Source organism: Cupriavidus necator (assembly GCF_040578825.1).
Classification (GTDB): Bacteria; Pseudomonadota; Gammaproteobacteria; order Burkholderiales; family Burkholderiaceae; genus Cupriavidus; species Cupriavidus necator_E.
Map to the genome: position 1 here is coordinate 1 of NZ_JBEFLI010000063.1, position 14,881 is coordinate 14,881.

The window sequence follows — 14,881 nt, forward strand, 5'->3', positions numbered from 1 at the left end:
ATCCGGACGGGCTCGATCAACCCAGGATGCTGTCGATCGGCATGCACTGCCGGTTGCTGGGCCGCCCCGGCCGCTTCCGCGCGCTGCAGCGCTTCCTTGACTATGTGCAGCAGCACGACAAGGTGTGGATCTGCCGCCGTGTCGATATCGCGCGGCACTGGGCGCAGGTGCATCCGTACCAGGCCGCGGATAGCGGCACAGCCGTTGGCCAACCGCACGAGGCAGCCGCGCCGGCCTGACACGTGCCGTCCGCGTCGCCATATTTGTGTACGATAGAGCCATATTTCGTCGCCAGTTCCGGCGACAGGCTGAATGTCCGTACCCTGATATGGCAACCACATCGAAGAAAGCGGCGCCCGCCGCGGCAGTGAAAACGCCGCGCCGGCCCGCGTCCAAAGCGGCACCAAAGCCGGCACTGAAGCCAGCACCGAAGGCCGCGCCCGAAGAATCCGCCGGGGCTGAATCCGCGGCCAGCGAGGCTTCCGCCACCGAGGCCATCTACCTCGGCCTGCTGACCGCCATCATGGAGCACCGCCTGCTGGCCGGCACCAAGCTGGTGGAAGAACGCCTGTGCGAAGTCACGGGCGCCAGCCGCGCGCGCATCCGGCAGGTATTCGCACGTCTGGCGCACGAGAAGCTGGTCACGCTGGTGCCCAACCGCGGCGCCTTTGTCTCCAGCCCCACCGTCGACGAAGCGCGCGAGGTGTTCCAGGCGCGCCGCGTGGTGGAGCCCGCGCTCGCCGCGGAACTGGCGCAGCGCGCCACGCCGGCCAAGGTGCGCAGCCTGCGCCGCCATGCGATGGAAGAAGACAACGCGCGCGGCCGCGGCGACCGCGCCGCGATGATCCGCCTGTCCGGCGAATTCCATATCGTGCTGGCCGATATGGCCGGCAATGCCATCCTGGAAAAGCTGATCCGCGAAATGGTGTCGCTGACCTGCCTGATCATTACGCTGTACGACCGCCCCGGGGCACCGGCCTGCGCCGAGCACGAGCACCGGCAACTGATCGACGCCATCGAACAGCGCGATGCCGCGCGTGCCAGCGCGCTGATGGCCGAGCACCTGCAACACATCGAAGCCTCGCTGGACCTCAGCATGCCCGACAGCGGCGCGCCGGACTTCTACAGCATCTTCAGCAAGGCCTGATCGGGACTAGACCATCGCCAACCGGAGACGCGCCATGGATGCTGCCGAACCCGCTGCTTCGCCCCGCCCTGCGCCGCAAGTGGTGCCCACCGGCTATCGCCAGGGCATCATCACGGCGATCACCGTGCTGCTGGGTTTCTCGCTGGCGTTCTGGCGCTTCTGGGGCTTCGAAAGCCCCGGCCACTGGAGCCTGCGCGCGCTGTTCGCGGCGGTGTCGCTGCTGGCCGCGGTATCGCTGCAGATCGTCGCGCTGTTCCGCGCGCTGCGCATCGAGGACGATGCGGTGGATGAGTACCGCAAGACGGTGCGGTGGTTTATCGCCTCGGCCGTTGCGCTGCTGATCGGCCTGGCCGTCGCCATGGTCGACGCCGCGCTCAGCCCCTGAGCCTCGGGGCGCCTGTCAGGCGATGCGTCCTGGCAGAGCCCCTGCGCCGGCCTCCGCCTGCCGGTGCAGGTACCGCACCTGCAACACCGCGCCAGCCAGGAACACCAGGAACAGCACGCCGACAATGGCCTTCAGCGCCGGCGCATCGGCATTGGCGAACACCGGATCGCCGATCGGAAACCGCGTGCCGGTCTCGGTCAGGCCCGGAATAAAGTGGAAGAACACCGTCAGCGACAACGCCACCACCTCGATATAGCGCCCTGCGCGCCCGAACGACCCGCGCGCTGCATACGCCGCCACGGCCAGCACCAGCAGCGTGACGATGCCAAGCACATGCGGCTTGCCAACGCCGCCATGCTGGAAGATGCCGAAGCCGGTCAGGCAGCTCAGCGTGGTGCCGATCACGTAGCTGAAGCCCAGCGCACTGCGCACGCGGATCACGCCGGTGCGCCATAGCGACACCAGCCCGCATGCGAGGGCCGCGATGCTGATCAGGGTATGGACGAAGCCAAGCTGCGTGAGTCCGAGCATGATGGTGCCTCCGGCCGGGTGGCGTTGCGATGCGGTGGATCGGGCACGGCGTGGCGGCTCGCGGCGTGAAGAGAAGGCGCCGGTGGGTGGCGGGCCGCTGCAAGAAAGCTTCATGAAAGGCGATGCCGCGCCGAAATGCAAGGACAGCAATGGCGATGTCAGAGGCTGCATGCCACTTGCGCTGCGATGGTGCCGAACCGTGCTTGCCCGAGGAGCGAACGACGGTGGCCGGGCCCGATCTCAGCGCACAGAGGCGCCGGCGCTTGCAGGATGCGCCATGGTTTCGGCTGCGGTCGACGCATCGTATCGCCACGTCGACGCGTACCTCCCGGACTTTCGCGGGCACGCAGCGTGGCGAGCCGTTTTGCAGAGGAATATGCCGCCCTGCGCGGCGGCATCGTGCATCTCAGGTGGGAAGGATCTCGATGCTGTCGACGCGGTCCGGGTAGAAGGCCAGATGCGATGCGATCGCGCCGACCGCGTCGTAAGGCCGTTCGTAGCTCCACACCGCGTTGCGCGCGCGCTCGCCGCCGGCGGGAATCGAGTAGTAGCTGCAGTCGCCCTTGTACGGGCAATACGTCGCATGCGTGGTGCGTTCCAGCTTGTCCATGTCGACGTGCTCGCGCGGGATGTACTGCACCGGCGCATAGTCCGCTTCTTGCAGCGTCAGCGCGGCATCGCTGTTGGCCACGGTGATGCCGGCCACCTTGACCACGACCCTGCCTGCGGTCGGTGTGATGGTGATCGGGTGGTCGGGGCCCGGGATCTTCACTGGCTTGTCTGGCATCGTCGCTCTCCTGCGTGGCGCCGCGGCGATCCGGCGGATGCCGCGACGAGTGGATGCAGACGATTCTAGGCGCGCTGCGGGCTGGCTGCAGGGCCGCGGGCGGGTGGCTCAAAAGATATGCCGGATGCCCATCACCACGCCGGTGTGGTCGTGGTTCTTATGTGGCCGCGCCTGCCGTTCAGCCGATCTTTTGCAGCGCCACCTTGTACTGCGCCGCGCGCCGGACATAGTCCTCGGCATTGGCGCGCAGGTTCTTCACTTCGTCGTCGGTGAGTTCGCGCACGGCCTTGGCCGGCGAGCCCAGGATCAGCGAGCGCGGCGGGAACTGCTTGCCCTCTGTCACCAGTGCGCCGGCGGCCACCAGCGATTCGGCGCCGATCGATGCGTGGTTCAGGATCACCGCCTGGATGCCGATCAATGCGCCGTCGCCGACGGTGCAGCCATGCAGCATGGCCTGGTGACCGACGGTCACGCCAGTGCCCAGCGTCAGCGGGCAGCCGGGATCGGTGTGCAGCACCGCGCCTTCCTGCACGTTGCTGCCGGCACCGATGGTCACCGGCTCGTTGTCGGCACGGATCACCGCGCCGGGCCAGACCGAAACGTGCTCGGCCAGTTCGGCGCGGCCGATGAGGGTGGCTTCGGCGGCGACAAACGCGCTGCCGGCGATGGCGGGCGTCAGTTCGCCAAGCTTGTAGAGAGTCATGGATAGAGGATGGTGTGGGGAGGCGCGCGCGGCGCGCGCGTGGTCCAGACGTGATGCGCGTTATTCGACCTTGACGTTGGCCTTCTTCACCAGCGCGGCGTAGCGCGTGGCCTCGCTGCGGAAGAAGCTGGCCGCGGCTTCGGGCGTGCCGGGATCGATCACCGTGCCCTGCTTCTTCATCGCATCGAGCACTTCCGGCGAGGTAAAAGCCCTGGCAAACGCGTCATGCACGCGCTTCACTTCCGCCGGCGGCATGCCGGCCGGGCCGACCACCGCGAACCAGCCGGCGACGTTGTACTGCGGCAGGCCCTGTTCGGCGATGGTGGGGATATCCGGCGCGGCGGCCGAGCGCTTGTCGCCGCACATGCCGATCGCGCGCAGCGTGCCGGCCTTCAGATGCGGCGCCACGGCGTTGAGCGCGACCACGCCCATCTCGACCTGCCCGGCGAGAAGGTCGTTCAGCATCGGGCCGGTGCCCTTGTATGGCACATGGCGCGCGCTGACGCCCGCCTCGTCCAGGAACATCTCGCCCGCGAGGTGGATGATGGTGCCGTTGCCTGACGAGGCATAGTTGTAGCCGTCCGGCCTCGCCTTGAGCAGCGCCACCAGCTCCTTGACGTTCTTCGCCGGCACCTTCGGGTTGACCACCAGCACCAGCGGCGTCGCGCCGATCACGCTGATCGGCGTGATGTCGCGGATGGCGTCGAACGGCATCGAGCGGAATACGCTGGGGTTGATCACATGGTTGTTCGAGACCAGCCCGAGCGTGCTGCCGTCCGGCTGCGCCTTGACCACCGCCGCGGCACCGGTGATGCCGCCGGCGCCGGGCAGGTTCTCGATCACCACCGGCTGGCCGAACGCCTTGCCCAGCGCCGGGCCGGCCGCGCGGGCAATGGTATCGACGCCCGAGCCGGCGCTGATCGGCAGGATCAGGCGCACCGGCTTGCCTGAAGCCCCCTGGGCGAGGGCATCAAAGGCAGGTACGGCCAGTGTGGCGGCCGCGGCTGTGGCCAGCGCCATGGCCGACTTGAGAAGGGTACGGCGTTGCATGGTGTTGTCTCCGTATCGTTATGGTGGTGTCGTCGCGGGCTGCCGCAGTGGCGCGGCATGTCCCGCTGTCGTTCAGTTCAGCCGGTGCAGTTCAACTGGTGCGCGCCTTGCCAAGCTGCGACAGGATCTCTTCGTTGTGCTCGCCAGCCCCGGGCAGCGCCCGACGCACGCCGGGCCTGCGCCCGCCCATCAGCAGCGGCAGCAGCACCGTGGGCGTGGTCGAGCCGTCGTCGGCCTGCATCGGCACCAGTCCCCCGCTGGCCAGCAGGTGCGGATCGTCGAGTAGCTGGTCCGGGCGTACGATCGGCGCATAGGGGATGCCGGCGGCTTCGAGCTTCGGCCCGAGCTCGGCGGAACGATGGTGGCGCAGGATCGCGGCGAGTTCGTCGAGCAGTTGCGGGCGCACCGACACGCGCGAAGCATTGCTGGCGTATTCCGGCCGTTGCGTGAGTTCAGGATGCTCCAGCACCTTGCACAGCGTGACGAACTGCTTGTCGCTGACCGCGCCGATAAAGAGCTGCTCGTCGCCGGCCAGCGTGAACACGTCATACACGCTCCACGCCGAGACGCGCGACGGCATCGGCGGCGGCGCCTCGCCGGTCATCGCGAACTGCTGCATATGCTGCGAGGCCAGGAACACGCAGTTCTCGAACAGCGCGCTCTGGATCTCCTGCCCGCGGCCGGTGCGGTCGCGTTCGCGCAGCGCGGCCAGCACGCCGATGGCGCCGAACATGCCGCCCATGATGTCGTTGACCGAGGTCCCCGCGCGCAGCGGCCGCCCGCTGGGCCCGGTCATGTAGGACAGGCCGCCCATCATCTGCACCACTTCATCGAGCGCCAGCCGGTTCTCGTACGGGCCGGGCAGGAAGCCCTTGTGCGAGACATAGATCAGGTGCGGGTAGTCGCGCGACAGCGTGGCGTAGTCGAGCCCGAGCTTCTGCATCAGGCCGGGGCGGAAGTTCTCCAGCAGCACGTCGCTCTGGCCGGCGAGCTCGGCGGCAGCGGCACGGCCTTCCTCGGTGGTGATATCGAGCACCACGCTCTTCTTGTTGCGGTTGAAGGCGCGGAAAAAGCCGATGCCGAGGCCCGGCAGGTTGCGGGTCTTGTCGCCGCCGGGCGGCTCGACCTTGATCACTTCGGCGCCGAGGTCGGCCAGGATCATGCCGCAGGTGGGGCCCATCACCATATGCGTGAATTCGACCACGCGGATGCCGGCGAGCGGGAGGGTATTGCTGTCGTGGGTCATGTCGTGTCTCAGATTGCGGCGCCAACGTGGCGGGCCGGGAAAGTCTTGGGCAGGCCGGCGCGCCACAGCGTGCCGTGCAGGGTTTCGTCCTTGAGCCAGCCGGCGACGTCTGCGCGCAGCGCCAGCAGCCGTTCGATATCGACACCGGTGTCGATGCCCAAGCTGCCGAGCATGTAGGCCAGGTCTTCGGTAGCGACATTGCCGCTGGCGCCGGGCGCATGCGGGCACCCGCCGATGCCGGCCAGGCACGCATCGAAACGCGTCACGCCGGCTTGCAGCGCGGCGTAGACATTGGCGAGGCCGAGCCCGCGGGTGTCGTGGAAGTGGCCGCACCAGAAGCGCTCGCCGGCGATCGCGACGGCGCGCGTGAACAGTTCGCGCACCATGCCGGGATCGGCATAGCCAACGGTATCGGCCAGGCTGACGCGGTCGGCCCCGGCATCGAGCAGCGCCTGCATCAGCCGCAGCACTTCATCGGGTTCGACATGGCCCTGCAGCGTGCAGCCAAAGGCGGTGCCGACGCCACCTTCGATCAGCGTCGTCGAGCCACTGGCGTCGCGGGCGGCGCGGATGCGCGCCACTTCGGCCACCACTTCATCGGGGGTCTTGCGCAGGTTGGCGAGGCTGTGCGCATGGCTGGCCGACAGCGGCACGATCATCAGGTCGGCACCACTGGCCAGTGCATCCTGCGCGCCACGCAGGTTGGGCACCAGCACCGAGACGAACAGGCCCGGCAGCGTGCGGGCAAACGCCACCAGTTCCGCGGTATCGGCCAGTTGCGGCAGCAGCCGCGCCGGCACGAACGAGCCGACTTCGAGTTCGCGCAGGCCGGCGGCGTGGGCGCCACGGATCCAGGCCTGCTTGCTGGCGGTAGGCATGGTGGTGCGCAGGCTCTGCAAGCCATCGCGCAGGCCGACTTCGCGGATCACGGCATGCCTCGGAAACTGGGCGGGGAAGGCGGTCATGTTGGGGGCATCTCTCATGCAAACCCCGCGACGGGGGCGACGGCAGAACTCTATGGGTTTCTGTCGGCAAGCTGAAGCGTTGATTTACGGAGGCTATGCTTCCGGAACGGAAAGTCTCGCAGACGCCATTCCCACGCCTCGGAATTCCCGAATGGCGCCATATAGCGCGCATATCGCGGCTACCATTCCATTACGGAAACCCCCACCCTCCCCCATGCGAGACCTCGACCTCACCACGCTACGCCTGTTCGTCGCCGTCTGCGAAACCCGCAATATGGCGCGTGCGGGCGAGCAGGAACACATCGTCGCTTCCGCCATCAGCAAGCGCCTGGCGCAGCTCGAAGAATCCGTTGGCGCCACGCTGCTGGAGCGCCGCCGCCGCGGCGTCATCCCCACGCCCGCCGGTGAGATCGTGCTCGCGCATGCGCGCGCGATGCTGGCCGCGGCGGACCGGGTCACGCGCGATATGGCGGACTACGGCGCCGGCATCCGCGGGCAGGTGCGGCTGCTGGCCACGGTGTCGTCGATGGCGGAATCGCTGCCGGACGATATCGCCGCCTTCCTGCAGCAGCCCGAACACCGCGATGTGCGCGTCACCGTCGAAGAAAGCCTGAGCAGCGACGTGGTGCGTGCGTTGCGCGAGGGCGCGGCGCCGCTGGGCATCTGCTGGGATGCGGCCGACCTGGAAGGCTTCGAGACCCGGCCCTACCGCGCCGACCAGCTTGCCGCGGTGGTGCATGCCGCGCACCCGCTGGCCTGCAAGGACGATTGCCTGTTCGAAGACACGCTGGATTTCGACCATATCGGCATGCCGGCACAGACCGCGGTGCAGACCATGCTGACGCGCTATGCCGCCATCCTGGGGCGGCGCATCGGCTACCGCGCGGTGGTGTCGACCTTCGACGCGGCGCTGCGCTGCGTGCGCGCGGAGCTGGGCATCGCCATCATCCCGGCCGAGATCGCGGCGCCGATCGCGCCGACCTTCGGGCTGCGGGTGATCCCGTTGCGCAATGACTGGGCGCGGCGGCGCTTTGCGATCTGCTTCCGCGACCTGGAGCTGCTGTCGCCGGCGGCGCGGCTGCTGGTGGCGTTCCTCGAACGGACCGCGGCAAGTGAAGCGCCGGTGGCTGCACCATCGGCGCCGCCGCACAAGCGCCCACGGCGGCGCAGGTCGTGAGCGCGCGCAACTTCCTGTGCGTTTCGAGGGTTAGCCCGAGCGATTTTCGCAAGCATATGTTGGCCGGCGTTGCGTAGACTGGCTTGCGATTTTTTGATTCGGACAATGCGCGCCGCCATGGCGCAGGAGAGGGCAAATGAACTTCAACGGCAAGAACGTACTGATCACCGGCGCCGGCGGCAACCTGGGCCGCGCAGTGGCGCAGGCCTTCGCACTGGTGGGCGCACGCGTGGTGTTGCTGGACCGGCATGCGGCCCCGCTGCCGGAGACCGGCAAGGACCACCTCGCGCTGCGGGCGGACCTGCTCGATGCGGACCAGCTCGGCCAGGCCGTGCAGCAGGCCATCCAGGCGTGCGGCCGCATCGACGTGGTCTGCAACCTGGCCGGCGGCTTCGCCATGGGGCCGGCCGTGCATGAGACCGACGCCGACGCGTGGGACCACCTGTTCGACATGAACGTGCGCACCGTACTGAACATGGCGCGTACGGTGGTGCCCCATATGATCGAGAACGGCGGCGGCAGCATCGTCAACGTCGGCGCCAATTCCGCCGCGCGCGGGCTGGCGCAGATGGGCGCCTATTGCGCTTCGAAGGATGCGCTGGCGCGCGTGACCGAGTCGATGTCGGCCGAGCTGCGCGACCGTGGCATCCGCGTCAATGCGGTGCTGCCCAGCATCCTCGACACGCCGGAGAACCGCAAGGCCATGCCGGATGCCGACCACGCGCGCTGGGTCGGGCTGGATGCGCTGGCCGATGTGATCCTCTTCCTCGCCTCCGACGCCGCGCGTGCGGTGCACGGCGCGCTGCTGCCGGTGGTCAACCGCGCCTGACGCGGGGCTTGCGCGCCGTGCCCGTGGCAACGGGCTGCTGCGCGCTGGCCACTTCCTGGAGCTGCTGGCGCAGCCAGCGCCGCAGCCGGTCGGCATCGGTGCGGGCGTGCCAGATCTGCATCATGTCGACCTGTGCGTTCGTCGCTTCATTCGCATGCGCAAGGCCGCGATGCGCAGTGGTTTGACTCACTGCGGCACCAACTCCAACCTCTCCCTGCTCGCCTTCTCCACCGCCTTGCGCGTATAAACCAGCGGGAAATACTCCCCCCTGGCCCACAGCGGCGCCAGATCACGATAATGCGGGCTGGCCGGATTGCCCGACTGCCCCGGCGTATTGACCACGCGCGAAGCATCCCAGTTGCCCACATCCAGCACCATGCGGAACGACGCCCCCGCAGTCAGCCGGAAATCGGTATTGCGATAGCTGGTATTCATCGGCGTAAACGCCGACCCGCCGATCGGCCCGGCATTCACGTTGAACTGCTGCCGCTCGGCATCGCTCAGGATCGGCTCCATCGGATGCGTGAACACCGCGGTGTGCAGCTTGCCCCATTGCCACGCGCGCGGATCGGGACCGAGCTTGCCCTCGACTTCGGCCATCGCCGCCTTCAGCGATTCGAGCATCACGGCATTGCGCCGCTGCACCGGCATCCACGGCCCGGGCTGTTCCAGCACCGCCAGCACGCGCGCGGCATCGCCCGCACCCACCAGCCGGGCCGCTTCGGGCGCCAGCGACGCGCGCACCACCGCAGGCCGCAGGTGCTTGCTGAACCAGACCTCGAACAGCCCCGCCGCCGCGCTGTCGGCGCGCGCGTTGCCATCCCAGCCGCGCAGCAGCGCCAGCCCGCGCGCCAGTTGCGCGTCGTCGCTGCGCACATCGCGCAGCAGCGCCACCACGCGCTGCGCCGGGATCGACACCGTGTCGGTCTGCCACGCGATCGAGTCCTGCACCGAGCTGCGCGCATTGGCGCCCACCACCGCCTTGAGCCGCCGCGCGCGCGAGCTGTCGCTCCACTCGTAGCCTACGCCCAGCTTCGCGGCGGGGTGCTCGGCCGGGATGTTGTTCTCGTTGGCGGTGACGATATAGCCCGGCGCCGGGTTATAGGCCCACGGCAGCTCGTCCATATTGCGGTAGCCCGCCCACTCATAGCGCCCGTCGCCCGGCACCGGCGTCAGGCCGTCCCAGTTGGGCCGCTTGACGGTGAGTCCGCCCGGGATCCAGCCGATATTGCCGCTGGTGTCGGCATAGACCTGGTTCTCGCCCGGCGCGCCCCAGCGGTTCATGGCGCCGCGAAACTGGTCCCAGTTGCGTGCGCGCATATAGTCCATCGAGCCGAAATACGGCGCCATGCCGTAGTCGAGCCACGCGGCGCGCAGCGCCCAAGCTCGCGCGGCATCGGCGAAAAGCACCGGGCCGTGGCGGGTGAAGTCGATATTGACCTTGCGCGGCGCGGGCTCGCCCTTGACCGCGATCTCTTCGGTGACGGTCTCGATCGGTTCCCAGCGGCCCTTGTACTGGTATTCGCGCGGATTGGCCGGATTCAGCTCGTAGCCGTACAAGTCTTCCTGGTCCATGTAGAAGCGCGTCAGGCCGAAGGCAATGGTGCCGTTGTGCCCGATCGAGATGCCCGGCAGGAACGGTTCGCCCGCGCCGATCACCGACATCCCCGGCGCGTTCAGGTGGCTGATATAGCGCAGGCTGGGGGCGCCGTGCGAGCGGTGCGGGTCGTTGGCGAGTATCGGGCGGCCGGTGGTGGTGCGCTTGCCGCCGATAACCCAGTTGTTCGAGCCGAGGCTGCGGCCGGTGTCGCTGTTGGGATCGACCAGCGCGTAGAGCTGCTCGAGCGGGATGCTGTGCGCGCGGGCCGAGGTCCACGCCTCTTTGGGGAAGCGCGCGGCGGCGGTGGCAAGTTCGTAGGCGCGCCGCAGTTCGGCGGCAGGTACCGTACACGGATCGAGCCCCGGGCTGAGCTTCGGCTCGACTGGCGGATCGAGTTCGCGCCGCAGCCAGTCGGCGCGCGCCGCCTCGTTCTTCGCCTGGCAGTAGAGCTGCGCGCGCTCGACCTCGCCGGTGAAGTTGAGCGTCAGGCCGTGGTGGCGGATGCGCACGATATCGTCGGCGCGCCAGCGCGCGGGCTTGTAGTTGAGCTTGCGGAATTCCGGCGGCAGCAGCTCCGGCTTCTGCTCGGTCAGCGCCACGTAGGCGTTGACGCCCGCGACGAAGGCCTCGGCCACGCGCTTGGCGTCGGAGCCATAGGCCAGCCATTCGCGGTACATGTCGCCGCGGAACAGCACCGCGCGCGCCATGCGGTCGCCGTCGGCATAGGCGGGGCCGAAGTCCTTCGCCATCTCGCCCAGCCCGCGCTTGCGCCACAGGTCGATCTGCCACAGCCGGTCGCGGGCGGCCATAAAGCCCTGCACGTAGAAAGCGTCATAGAGCGTACCGGCGTAGATATGCGGCACGCCCCAGCGGTCGACCAGCACGCTGGCGGGTTTTTCCAGTCCGGGCAGGGCCAGGCGTTCGGCGCGGGCGGGTGCCTGCGCGATGGCGGCGGGCATGGCGGCAAGCAGCGCCAGCGCGGCGGCCAGGCGGCGGGGGGTGCGTAACATCAGGTCTCCTCGGTATTGTTGTTGGCTGCGGATGCTGTGCAGTCCACACCGAAGATAGTGCAAGTACGGGCCCGGTGCGAGCCGCGCGGCCGATCTCCGCACGGCGCTTGCTCAAGCTACGAAAGCTAGTAGCCGTCTGCCTGGCGACTCAGTCAGTCAGCCCAGCCATGCACCGGCCGCCCACCCCGCCACGCCGCTGGCAACCACCACCAGCCACGGCGGCAGCTTCCACACCATCAGCGCGAGCAGCGCCAGCGCGACCAGCACGATATCGAGCGGCCCCTGCACCGCGCTGGTCCACACCGGGTCCCACAGCGCCGCCAGCAGCAACCCGACCACGCCGGCATTGACGCCGGCCAGCGCCGCCTGCGCGCGCTGGTTGCGGCGCAGGCTTTCCCAGAACGGCAGCGCGCCGATCACCAGCAGCGCGCCGGGCAGGAAGATGGCCAGCGTGCATAGCAGGCCGCCGGCGAAGCCCGTTGGCGGCATCTGCATGGACGCGCCCAGGAAGGCGGCAAACGTGAACAGCGGGCCCGGCATCGCCTGCGCCGCGCCGTAGCCGGCGAGGAAGGTTTCCTTGCCGACCCAGCCGGGGCCCACCACCTCGGCATCGAGCAGCGGCAGCACGACGTGGCCGCCACCGAACACCAGTGCGCCGGCGCGATAGAAGGCATCGAACACGCGCACGGCGGGATCCGCGACGGCCTGCGCCAGCAGCGGCAGGCCGGCCAGCAGCACGGCGCACACCAGCAACGCCAGCGCGCCGGCACGGTGGGTGACCGGCAGCCCGAGCGGTTCATGCGCGGCGGCGAGCGCCGGCCGCAACAGCGCGATACCGGCCAGCGCCGCGACCGCCATCACCGCCACCTGGGTCCACGGACCCGGCAGCGCCAGCACCGCGACCGCGGCCAGCGCCATGATGCCGATGCGCGCCGGCCCCCTGCACAGGCTGCGCGCCATGCCCCACACCGCCTGCGCCACCACCGCCACCGCCACCAGCTTCAGGCCGTGCAGCAAGCCGGGCGCCGCCGCCATGCCGTAGTGCGACACACCCAACGCGAACAGGATCATGCCGAGCGCGGACGGCAGCGTGAAGCCGATCCACGCCGCCAGCGCGCCCCCATAGCCGGCGCGCGCCAGCCCCAGCGCGATGCCGGTCTGGCTGCTGGCCGGCCCCGGCAGGCACTGGCACAGCGCGATCACGTCGGCGTAGGCGGACTCGCTGAGCCACCGGCGCCGGCGCACCAGCTCCTCGCGGAAATACGCGAGATGCGCCACCGGCCCGCCGAACGAAGTCAGCCCCAGCCGCAGGAAGACCAGGAACACCGCAAGCGGCCCGTCGTGGCGGCGGGTGTCATCGGAGGGGCTGGGCAAGGTGGCCATATCGCCTTTGCGAGAAATAAATCGATTCAAGACAAACACGCGCGATTCTGACCGATGCGCGCGCTGGCGCGAAGCCCGAATCACCTTTGCTTTACATAAAGCGCTGCCAGCAGCACATCTATGGCCAATGTATTAAAGACAATCAACCACACTGCCTCCATGGGCGGTTTTACCCCAATCAAGTTAGTTTGCGCCGCCGCCGTTATGCCGCAGACGCACACCCATATGCCACTGGCCCGGCCTCACCAGCCAGTGTCGCCGACAACCGTCACCAATGAATGACGGCGCGATGAGTGTCAGCCCCGGGTCGCCCTGTATCACCGATAAGCCATGCGCAGAAGCGCCGAAGAAGGAGGAATAGAAGCAATGCTGGACAACCTGAGCCTGAAGAAGAAGCTGCTGTTGCCGCTGGTGCTGAGCTGGGTCTGCCTGCTCGGCATCACGCTGTGGAATGCCTGGCACATACGTGAACTGCGCATGGAAGAGCGCCGGCTCGACCTGGCCCACGTGACCGACACCGCGTATTCCGTAGTGGCCGAGTACGAGGCGCTGGCCAGGGCCGGCAAGCTGTCGCAGGAAGAGGCCAGGCAGCAGGCCATCGAGCGCGTGCGGGCGATGCGCTTTGGCGCCGACGGCTATTTCACGCTGATGCGCTCCGACACCGTAGTGGTCATGCACCCGTTCAAGACCGAGATGAACGGCAAGAACATGTCGGACATGAAAGACCCGAACGGCACCTACCTGTTCCGCGATATCGCCGAGATCGGCAAGGGCGCGGGGAAGGGCTTCGTCCACTACCTGTGGCCCAAGCCGGGCGCGCAGGCGCCGCAGCCCAAGCTCAGCTACGTGGCCAACTTCCGCCCGTGGGACTGGAACTTTATCGCCGGGCTGTACCTGGATGACATCGACGCCGCGTTCCGCGCCGAGCTGATGAAGGCGCTCGGCATCCTGCTGGCCGTCGGCGCGCTGATGACGCTGGTGATGGTGCGCGTCTCCGCCAGCCTGCAGAAGCAGCTTGGCGGCGAGCCCGCCACCACCGCGCATATTGCCGGGCGCATCGCCGAAGGCGACCTCGCCAGCCGCGTCGAAGTCCGCGCCGGCGACGAACGCAGCATCCTCTATGCGATGCAGCGCATGCAGTCGCGCCTGACCGGCGCCATCGGCACCATCCGCGGCTCGGCCGATTCGATCGCGGGTGCGGCCAAGCAGATCGCCGCCGGCAACGCCGACCTGTCGCGCCGCAGCGAGGAACAGGCCGCGTCGCTGCAGGAAACCGCCGCCAGCATGGAGCAGCTCACCAGCACCGTGCGCCAGAGCGCTGAGAACGCGCGCCAGGCCAGCCGGCTTGCAGAAGGCGCCTCCGATATCGCCGTGCGCGGCGGCACCATCGTCAGCCAGGTGGTGGACACCATGGGCGAGATCAAGAACGCCTCGGGCAAGGTGGTCGACATCATCGCCGTGATCGAGGGCATTGCCTTCCAGACCAATATCCTGGCGCTGAACGCCGCGGTGGAAGCCGCGCGCGCCGGCGAGCAGGGCCGCGGCTTCGCGGTGGTGGCCGGCGAGGTGCGCACGCTGGCGCAGCGCAGCGCCACCGCGGCCAAGGAGATCAAGGCGCTGATCGGCAACTCGGCGCAGCGCGTCGAGGACGGCGCGGTGCTGGTGGAAAGCGCGGGCAAGGCGATGGACGAGATCGTCGACGCGGTCAAGCGCGTGACCGACCTGATGGGCGAGATGCGCGCGGCCACCGAGGAGCAGACCGGCGGCATCGAGCAGGTCAACCAGGCGGTGTCGCAGATGGACCAGATGGCGCAGCAGAATGCCGCGCTGGTGGAAGAAGCCGCCGCCGCCGCGGCATCGCTGGAAGACCAGGCCGATGCGCTGCACCGCGCCGTGGGCCAGTTCCGGCTGGCGGGAGCCTGAGCCGCGGCGGCGCTGGTGGACGCGCTGCGGGCGGTGCGGGCCGTGCGGGCGGCCGCGCTTTGTCACATGCCCGTCATCCGCGGCGCGTCGCTGCGTGTATCATGAAGCGCAGCAGGCCGCACCAGTTGCGGCCTGCGCCGATCCA

Annotated in this window: 14 protein-coding genes and 1 pseudogene; 6 read left to right on the forward strand and 9 right to left on the reverse strand. The window is 68.7% G+C overall.

The window, feature by feature from the left end; genetic code table 11:
* The 3 genes and pseudogenes from AB1I47_RS25360 to AB1I47_RS25370 form a co-directional block, all read left to right on the forward strand.
* Positions 1 to 239: pseudogene (locus tag AB1I47_RS25360) on the forward strand (hypothetical protein); the annotation flags it as partial.
* 89 nt (positions 240 to 328) lie between these two features.
* Entirely contained in the window at positions 329 to 1,147 is an 819-nt protein-coding gene (locus AB1I47_RS25365; protein ID WP_354686466.1) for a GntR family transcriptional regulator, read from the forward strand.
* Positions 1,148 to 1,181: 34 nt separating this feature from the next.
* Positions 1,182 to 1,532: a hypothetical protein gene (locus AB1I47_RS25370; RefSeq protein WP_354686467.1), complete on the forward strand. Its 351-nt coding sequence runs from the start codon at positions 1,182 to 1,184 to the stop codon at positions 1,530 to 1,532.
* Between the two features lie 15 nt (positions 1,533 to 1,547).
* Here AB1I47_RS25370 and AB1I47_RS25375 read toward each other — a convergent pair whose 3' ends face one another.
* The 6 genes from AB1I47_RS25375 to AB1I47_RS25400 form a co-directional block, all read right to left on the reverse strand.
* Positions 1,548 to 2,063: a hypothetical protein gene (locus AB1I47_RS25375; protein ID WP_354686468.1), complete on the reverse strand. Its 516-nt coding sequence runs from the start codon at positions 2,061 to 2,063 to the stop codon at positions 1,548 to 1,550.
* A 406-nt stretch (positions 2,064 to 2,469) separates the two neighbouring features.
* Positions 2,470 to 2,850, reverse strand: a complete 381-nt coding sequence (locus AB1I47_RS25380; RefSeq protein WP_354686469.1) for a DUF427 domain-containing protein — start codon at positions 2,848 to 2,850, stop codon at positions 2,470 to 2,472.
* 178 nt (positions 2,851 to 3,028) lie between these two features.
* Complete coding sequence (locus AB1I47_RS25385) at positions 3,029 to 3,553, reverse strand: gamma carbonic anhydrase family protein (protein WP_354686470.1); 525 nt, start codon at positions 3,551 to 3,553, stop codon at positions 3,029 to 3,031.
* Positions 3,554 to 3,613: 60 nt separating this feature from the next.
* Positions 3,614 to 4,603 (reverse strand): tripartite tricarboxylate transporter substrate binding protein, encoded by a 990-nt coding sequence (locus AB1I47_RS25390; protein ID WP_354686471.1) that lies wholly within the window; start codon positions 4,601 to 4,603, stop codon positions 3,614 to 3,616.
* Positions 4,604 to 4,694: 91 nt separating this feature from the next.
* Positions 4,695 to 5,849, reverse strand: coding sequence for a CaiB/BaiF CoA transferase family protein (locus AB1I47_RS25395; RefSeq protein WP_354686472.1), 1,155 nt, complete (start codon positions 5,847 to 5,849; stop codon positions 4,695 to 4,697).
* An 8-nt stretch (positions 5,850 to 5,857) separates the two neighbouring features.
* A complete protein-coding gene (locus tag AB1I47_RS25400; RefSeq protein ID WP_354686473.1) occupies positions 5,858 to 6,814 on the reverse strand; it encodes a hydroxymethylglutaryl-CoA lyase in 957 nt (318 codons plus the stop codon).
* A gap of 214 nt (positions 6,815 to 7,028) precedes the next feature.
* Here AB1I47_RS25400 and AB1I47_RS25405 point away from each other — a divergent pair, with 214 nt between their 5' ends.
* The gene (locus tag AB1I47_RS25405; RefSeq protein WP_354686474.1) at positions 7,029 to 7,991 is read left to right on the forward strand and encodes a LysR family transcriptional regulator; all 963 of its coding nucleotides are present in this window, start codon (positions 7,029 to 7,031) and stop codon (positions 7,989 to 7,991) included.
* Between the two features lie 136 nt (positions 7,992 to 8,127).
* Positions 8,128 to 8,820, forward strand: a complete 693-nt coding sequence (locus AB1I47_RS25410) for an SDR family NAD(P)-dependent oxidoreductase (RefSeq protein WP_354686475.1) — start codon at positions 8,128 to 8,130, stop codon at positions 8,818 to 8,820.
* Here AB1I47_RS25410 and AB1I47_RS25415 read toward each other — a convergent pair.
* From AB1I47_RS25415 to chrA, 3 genes are all read right to left on the reverse strand, one after another.
* A complete protein-coding gene (locus AB1I47_RS25415) occupies positions 8,807 to 9,010 on the reverse strand; it encodes a hypothetical protein (RefSeq protein ID WP_354686476.1) in 204 nt (67 codons plus the stop codon). The two genes, AB1I47_RS25410 and AB1I47_RS25415, sit on opposite strands and share 14 nt — an antisense overlap.
* The gene (locus AB1I47_RS25420) at positions 9,007 to 11,430 is read right to left on the reverse strand and encodes a penicillin acylase family protein (protein WP_354686477.1); all 2,424 of its coding nucleotides are present in this window, start codon (positions 11,428 to 11,430) and stop codon (positions 9,007 to 9,009) included. The genes AB1I47_RS25415 and AB1I47_RS25420 overlap by 4 nt, the downstream gene beginning before the upstream one ends.
* Before the next feature lie 156 nt (positions 11,431 to 11,586).
* Positions 11,587 to 12,813, reverse strand: coding sequence for a chromate efflux transporter (gene chrA, locus AB1I47_RS25425; protein ID WP_354686478.1), 1,227 nt, complete (start codon positions 12,811 to 12,813; stop codon positions 11,587 to 11,589).
* Between the two features lie 366 nt (positions 12,814 to 13,179).
* Between chrA and AB1I47_RS25430 the strand changes: the two genes are divergently transcribed.
* Positions 13,180 to 14,736, forward strand: a complete 1,557-nt coding sequence (locus AB1I47_RS25430; protein ID WP_354686479.1) for a methyl-accepting chemotaxis protein — start codon at positions 13,180 to 13,182, stop codon at positions 14,734 to 14,736.
* Positions 14,737 to 14,881: the final 145 nt, after the last annotated feature.

Coding starts and splice junctions, on each gene's coding strand:
- AB1I47_RS25420 (WP_354686477.1), bottom strand. CDS start 11,430: ATGTTACGCACCCCCCGCCGCCTGGCCGCCGCGCTGGCGCTGCTTGCC.
- AB1I47_RS25405 (WP_354686474.1), top strand. CDS start 7,029: ATGCGAGACCTCGACCTCACCACGCTACGCCTGTTCGTCGCCGTCTGC.
- AB1I47_RS25375 (WP_354686468.1), bottom strand. CDS start 2,063: ATGCTCGGACTCACGCAGCTTGGCTTCGTCCATACCCTGATCAGCATC.
- AB1I47_RS25400 (WP_354686473.1), bottom strand. CDS start 6,814: ATGACCGCCTTCCCCGCCCAGTTTCCGAGGCATGCCGTGATCCGCGAA.
- AB1I47_RS25390 (WP_354686471.1), bottom strand. CDS start 4,603: ATGCAACGCCGTACCCTTCTCAAGTCGGCCATGGCGCTGGCCACAGCC.
- AB1I47_RS25370 (WP_354686467.1), top strand. CDS start 1,182: ATGGATGCTGCCGAACCCGCTGCTTCGCCCCGCCCTGCGCCGCAAGTG.
- AB1I47_RS25365 (WP_354686466.1), top strand. CDS start 329: ATGGCAACCACATCGAAGAAAGCGGCGCCCGCCGCGGCAGTGAAAACG.
- AB1I47_RS25380 (WP_354686469.1), bottom strand. CDS start 2,850: ATGCCAGACAAGCCAGTGAAGATCCCGGGCCCCGACCACCCGATCACC.
- AB1I47_RS25385 (WP_354686470.1), bottom strand. CDS start 3,553: ATGACTCTCTACAAGCTTGGCGAACTGACGCCCGCCATCGCCGGCAGC.
- chrA (WP_354686478.1), bottom strand. CDS start 12,813: ATGGCCACCTTGCCCAGCCCCTCCGATGACACCCGCCGCCACGACGGG.
- AB1I47_RS25395 (WP_354686472.1), bottom strand. CDS start 5,849: ATGACCCACGACAGCAATACCCTCCCGCTCGCCGGCATCCGCGTGGTC.
- AB1I47_RS25430 (WP_354686479.1), top strand. CDS start 13,180: ATGCTGGACAACCTGAGCCTGAAGAAGAAGCTGCTGTTGCCGCTGGTG.
- AB1I47_RS25410 (WP_354686475.1), top strand. CDS start 8,128: ATGAACTTCAACGGCAAGAACGTACTGATCACCGGCGCCGGCGGCAAC.